This is a genomic window from Hyphomicrobium sp. (genome assembly GCF_036833075.1).
GTDB lineage: Bacteria > Pseudomonadota > Alphaproteobacteria > Rhizobiales > Hyphomicrobiaceae > Hyphomicrobium_C.
Genome location: NZ_DAITQL010000145.1, coordinates 1 through 5,012 on the forward strand (window position 1 = coordinate 1; position 5,012 = coordinate 5,012).

The window sequence follows — 5,012 nt, forward strand, 5'->3', positions numbered from 1 at the left end:
GAAAACCGGCGTGGGCGCAAGCTCACCGTGGGTTCGAATCCCACTCTCTCCGCCATTTCAGACCGCCTTTGGGCACGCCAATTGCCGCCGATTGCCGCCCTTGACCGGCAATAAGCGTCTTCAGCAGCTCCGTTTTCGATCCCATGATGCGAATTGCGTCGTCCGCGACCTCGACGCGCTGCGCCAGCGCGCGCAGGTGATCCCGCCGATAGCCGCCCTCATGGCCGCGAATGCGCTCCCGCGCGCGGCGTGCAAACCCTTCGATCATTTCGGGGCTAAGGGCGCCGTGGCCGGGGCTTTCGAGCAGCGCCTGCGCCCGGTCGGCGTCAGCCCGCGCCTGATCGCGGATGACCTTGAGACCGGCGATACGCTCCTTGAGCGCCGGGTCGTCCAGATCAGCGACGCCGACCTCGATGGCATCATAGAGGCGCTTGAGGCGCGATTCCGATTCGGTTGCCTGCCGCTGCAAAGAGGCGATGTGCTCCCTGCGGCGCGCGGCCTGATCCTCGCGGCGGCCGAGGATGCTGCCGAGTAGCTTCTCCAGACGGGCGGGATCGAGCAAGCGGTCTTCGATATGGCTGACCACCATGCCGTCGAGCTTGTCCATGGGGATCGCTCGGCCCTTGCAGCCGGTCTCGCCCTGCCGTGCCTTGATCGAGCAGGCATAGTAACGGTAGCGGCCGCTCTTGCCGGTGCGGATGGTCATGGCACCACCGCAATCGCCGCAATAGCAGATACCAGTCAGTAGGGTCGGCCCGATCACCACACGGGCGGGCAGTTCGGTCTTGGGGTTGCGAGCCTGCAGAAGCGACTGAACGGCGTCGAAAGTCTCCCGCTCGATGATGGCGGGCACCGGGACGATGACGATCTCGCCTGGAGCGCGTGGGTCGTTGTGCTTGCTGCGCTTTCCCCATTCATGTTCGCCGATATAGGTGCGGCGGGTCAGGACACGATGGACTTGGCCGATGCCCCAGCGACCGCCGTCGCGGGTGAAGATGCCCTTGGCGTTCAGATGCTTGACGATCGCCTTGACGCCCATCTGGCCGCTGTCGCCTTGCCCTTCCAACGCGAGCCGATAGATCAGGCGGATCGTGTCGGCGTGCAGCGGGTCGATTTCCAACTTTTTCTTGGTCTTGGCACCACGTTGTTCGGCGGCGGCGATCCGGTAGCCGATCGGCGGCAACGCTCCGTTCCAGAAGCCTTGCCGGGCATTCTCCTTCAGGGCGCGCGTGACGTGCTTGCCGTTTTCCTTCGACTGGTATTCGTCGAACAGGGACATGATCCGACGCATCATGTCGTGGATCGGGTCGTCCCCCAACTCTTGCGTGATGGAAATCAGGCGCACGTCGTTCTTGGCGAGCTTGCGATAGTAATATTCCATGTCGAAAGCGTCGCGGAAGAAGCGCGAGAAGCTGTGAACCAGCACCACGTCGAAGGGCGCAGGTTTCGACGTGCCCGCCTCGATCATCCGCTGGAATTCCGGGCGGCGGTCGTTGGTGGCCGTGTTACCCGGTTCCACGAAGATTTCGACAAGCTGATAGCCTCGCGCGGCGCAATAAGCCTCGCCCTGCTTGCGCTGGTCGGGGATCGACACGTCATGCTCGGCCTGCCGGGCGGTCGAGACGCGCAGGTAGAGGGCCGCCCGTAAGGCGACGTTGGGAGATTGTGCGTTCATTTGCGGGTTCCTTTCGACTTGCGCCGTTCGATCAGGGGCAGGACCAGCTCCACGCGGTCATGAATGACCTTCGGCACCAGCTTGAGGCCTTTGCCCTTCTCCATGCGGACGAGGCCGTAGCCAGCCATGGCCTTGAGGGTCCGGGACAGGTTGGATTTCGCGCGGCCGGTGATTTGGGCCAGTTCCTCCAGCGAGTCCGGCTCACGCTCATGGATGATGCGGAGCAGTTCGCAATTGCTGGGCGACAGGAACTTGGCAAAGGACATGGTGGACGCGAACCAAACGGTCGGATCGCCGGGCGCGGGCTTCTCCTCGCCCTTGGCGATTCGCATGGTCCGGGCCTTCATTTCATCGGGTTCGGCGATCCCGACCTTGAGTGTCGTCATGGCGCATCTCGATCATCCATTACGGCTTTTCATTATCATACAGAGATAACTTTCTCAAGTCTTCCGGCAGATCGACTGAGCCGAACATCTCGTCAAAAACATCGGCGAACCAGCGCTCGAATACGTGAATCTCGGCCTCGGTGATCGGCACGTCTTCGGGCCAGTCGTCGATGACGGGCAGCTTCTCCACGTCGAAGACATGAGGCGGACTGCCGCGCGGCGGGCTGATGCGCGGCGCGGGATCGTCGTCATAGTCGAAAAGATCGTCGGGTAGCGTTCCAGGAGCTGGCTGCTTTGGGCGGCCTCGTTGGGCGTGGCGGCGCTCTGCGCACATGGTATCCTCCGTGTCTCGCTGGTGGAGTCAGGAGCGCTAAAGCCCCGGAACTAAGCGAAGCATGGAGGGGGATCGGCGGTGTGTAGCGTGCCGCATTCGCGCCTGTACGCTGGCGGCACCCCCGCCGTGATGGATCAGGAGGGTCGCCGCCGCGCCTTGGCGAAACCGCGATCTGTGGCGATGAACCGCTCCAGCATCGGCACGATAAGTCTGGCAGGCTCGATCGGCGCACCGCCATCGGCCAACAGAGCGCCATAGTCGATCAGGTCACGGTGGAGTGGTGCCGGCAGTTCCAGCGTGACCTTCACCGGCCTGTCGTCGGCCAGAGGACCGAGTTTCAGCTTCGCCATAATCAATTCCTGTAGGGTTCGAGGACTAAATCTCGCGTCACAATGACCCTGACCGGGAAGCCCGGCCGGATGGTCAGCGTCGGTGCGACCTGCAACTGGCGCTGGACGATCTGCTGCCCAGCCTGATTGATGGTGTCCTGCGCCCCGTCGCGAATAGCGCGGATCAGCCGGTCCTCGTCGTCTGTCGCCAGTTCCGTGCCGATACCGAGCAGCGTCGAGAGGCCGGCGGCCTTCATCAGATCCCACCAGTGATAATCGACGCCATCCTCAAGGCCGGCATAGCCGGAAGCGTCCGCGCCGGGCTGACGCTCCAGCACGATGGAGCGGCCGTTCGGCAGGATCAGGCGGTTCCAGACGAGCAGGACGCGGCGCTGGCCGAAGGTCACGCCGGCATCGTACTGGCCGATGATGCGCGTCCCCTGCGGGATCAGGAGAAGCGAGCCGGTCGGGCTGTCATAGACGTTCTCCGTGACCTGCGCGGTGATCTGGCCGGGAAGGTCCGAACGGATGCCGGTAATCATCGCCGCCGGGATCACGGCCCCGGCCTGAAGGATGTAGGGCGAGGCTGGCGCCGCGATGCGGTCAAGGGCGACCGTCTGCCGATCCACCGGGCCGTTGAGGAAAGCCGTATGCCGGTCCTGCGTGCCGGTCGCGCCGGGCTGCGCGGCAAGGCCAAGGCCGGCAAGGCTCGGGTTGGCGGTCCCTGTGCCGGGCGTTGTCTGGAAAAAGACGCGGCTGACGCGCGCGGCCTCTTCCTCGGCGAGACGACGCTGTTCCGCAGGATCGACGGCGGGCGTCGCCATGACGGGGGCGGCAACGGGTTGACCCCGGTTCTGCGCGTCGAGGATCGGGCCGCCCAGATCGCCCGGCAATGCCGGTCCCAGGACCGGGCCGGTATAGTCGCGCGGCAGGCCGGACAGTCCGTCCGCCGTGGGGCGGTTCTCGGTCGAGTAGAGTTCGTCACCGCTGCCACTCATGTCACGGGTCTGGAGCGCATAGATCAGCGCCCCGCCGATCCCGAACAGCGCGACGGCTCCGACGCCGGCCAGCATCTTGCGGGACAGACGGGTGACGCGGGGCGGTTCGGCACGCAGGCGCATGGGTGCGGTGGTGTCCGCTGCGGCTTCTACAGGGATCGTGTCTTCGGTCATGACGGGGATTCTCCGGTCGCTTTTGCCGGCTGTGCAGCCTGCCGTTGCTCGATGCGGACGATCCTGACCGTCTGCTGGCGATCACCGCTGCCAAGGCGCAATTCGGCCGCGCCGAACAGGCGGTCCACGATGAGGATGTTCTGCTGGATGCGGCTGTTGACGATCTGGGTTTCGCCATCCGAGCCGATGACGAAGATCGGCGGCATCTCGCCCTGCACGATGCCGCGCGGGAAGATGACATAGATGCGGCGGCCATCGTCGAAGACGGAGATAGGCTTCCAGGGTGGGTTATCGCCGGTCAGGCCGTAGCGATAGTTGCGCGCCGCCTCGACCGGGATGATCGGTGCGGCCGGAACGGTCTGACGCTGGCCTGCCGGTTGTGCCGGATAGGCCCAGGCGACGGACGGCATATAGAGGGCTTCGCGGGCGCGCAGCTCGATCATGTAGGTACGCCGGTCGGTGGTCACGACGAGGTTCGTGGCGATGTCCGGCCGACTCGGTTTGACGAGGATATGGACGCGGCGCGTTGTGCCCGAGCCGCTTTCGGTGTCGCCGATGATCCAGCGGGCGGTGTCTCCTGCTGCAATCGGTCCCGCGCCGGTCAGGCTCTCGCCCGGTTCCAGCGCAATATTGGTGATCTGCCCCGGCGCGGCATATACTTGATAGAGCGCACCTTCCGACCAGGGATAAATCTGGATGGCGTTATAGTAGCCCTCGCGGCGCGGCTCGACGCGCGCGGCGGCATTGGCGTTCTCGACACGGCCGGCCGGTGTCCCGGCGGCGGTCCCGCCGCGCGCCACGGTCCAGGCCGGCGGCGTGTGCAATCGCCGGGGGAGGTCATCGGTGACGGCGGCCGGCACAACGGGCAGCGATGGCACGTCGGGGTCGTAGCTGAACTGCGGGGGTTTGTTGGTAGCGCAACCGGCCAGCATGGTGGCGGACAGCAGCAAAGCCGGAAGGCCGTGTTTACGGAAAGCCGGAACTGCGGGTTTGCGGGTCAACGTGCTCATTGGCTCATCTCCCGCGACCACGAGATGGCGTTGACGTAGATGCCGAGCGGGTTGGCGCGCAGGCGCTCGGCGTCGCGCGGGGTCTGGATCACGATGGTCAGGATCG

Annotated in this window: 7 protein-coding genes; all 7 read right to left on the reverse strand. The window is 65.1% G+C overall.

Annotated features, from left to right (window positions below; translation table 11 throughout):
* Positions 1-22 precede the first annotated feature (22 nt).
* Positions 23-1,675, reverse strand: coding sequence for a recombinase family protein (locus tag V7082_RS21315; RefSeq protein ID WP_334151685.1), 1,653 nt, complete (start codon positions 1,673-1,675; stop codon positions 23-25).
* On the reverse strand, positions 1,672-2,061 hold the full coding sequence (locus V7082_RS21320; RefSeq protein WP_030091815.1) for an HVO_A0114 family putative DNA-binding protein: 390 nt from the start codon (positions 2,059-2,061) through the stop codon (positions 1,672-1,674). Before V7082_RS21320 ends, V7082_RS21315 begins: the two co-directional genes overlap by 4 nt.
* Before the next feature lie 19 nt (positions 2,062-2,080).
* Positions 2,081-2,395, reverse strand: coding sequence for a hypothetical protein (locus V7082_RS21325; RefSeq protein ID WP_030091816.1), 315 nt, complete (start codon positions 2,393-2,395; stop codon positions 2,081-2,083).
* A 134-nt stretch (positions 2,396-2,529) separates the two neighbouring features.
* Positions 2,530-2,745, reverse strand: coding sequence for a DUF2274 domain-containing protein (locus V7082_RS21330; RefSeq protein ID WP_030091817.1), 216 nt, complete (start codon positions 2,743-2,745; stop codon positions 2,530-2,532).
* 2 nt (positions 2,746-2,747) lie between these two features.
* Positions 2,748-3,896, reverse strand: a complete 1,149-nt coding sequence (locus V7082_RS21335) for a TrbI/VirB10 family protein (RefSeq protein WP_198585895.1) — start codon at positions 3,894-3,896, stop codon at positions 2,748-2,750.
* Positions 3,893-4,906 (reverse strand): P-type conjugative transfer protein TrbG, encoded by a 1,014-nt coding sequence (gene trbG / locus V7082_RS21340; RefSeq protein ID WP_030091819.1) that lies wholly within the window; start codon positions 4,904-4,906, stop codon positions 3,893-3,895. Before trbG ends, V7082_RS21335 begins: the two co-directional genes overlap by 4 nt.
* On the reverse strand, positions 4,903-5,012 hold a 110-nt coding region (locus tag V7082_RS21345), incomplete at its 5' end, for a VirB8/TrbF family protein (protein ID WP_334151689.1). The genes V7082_RS21345 and trbG, both read right to left, overlap by 4 nt.

Coding starts and splice junctions, on each gene's coding strand:
- V7082_RS21315 (WP_334151685.1), bottom strand. CDS start 1,675: ATGAACGCACAATCTCCCAACGTCGCCTTACGGGCGGCCCTCTACCTG.
- V7082_RS21320 (WP_030091815.1), bottom strand. CDS start 2,061: ATGACGACACTCAAGGTCGGGATCGCCGAACCCGATGAAATGAAGGCC.
- V7082_RS21325 (WP_030091816.1), bottom strand. CDS start 2,395: ATGTGCGCAGAGCGCCGCCACGCCCAACGAGGCCGCCCAAAGCAGCCA.
- V7082_RS21330 (WP_030091817.1), bottom strand. CDS start 2,745: ATGGCGAAGCTGAAACTCGGTCCTCTGGCCGACGACAGGCCGGTGAAG.
- V7082_RS21335 (WP_198585895.1), bottom strand. CDS start 3,896: ATGACCGAAGACACGATCCCTGTAGAAGCCGCAGCGGACACCACCGCA.
- trbG (WP_030091819.1), bottom strand. CDS start 4,906: ATGAGCACGTTGACCCGCAAACCCGCAGTTCCGGCTTTCCGTAAACAC.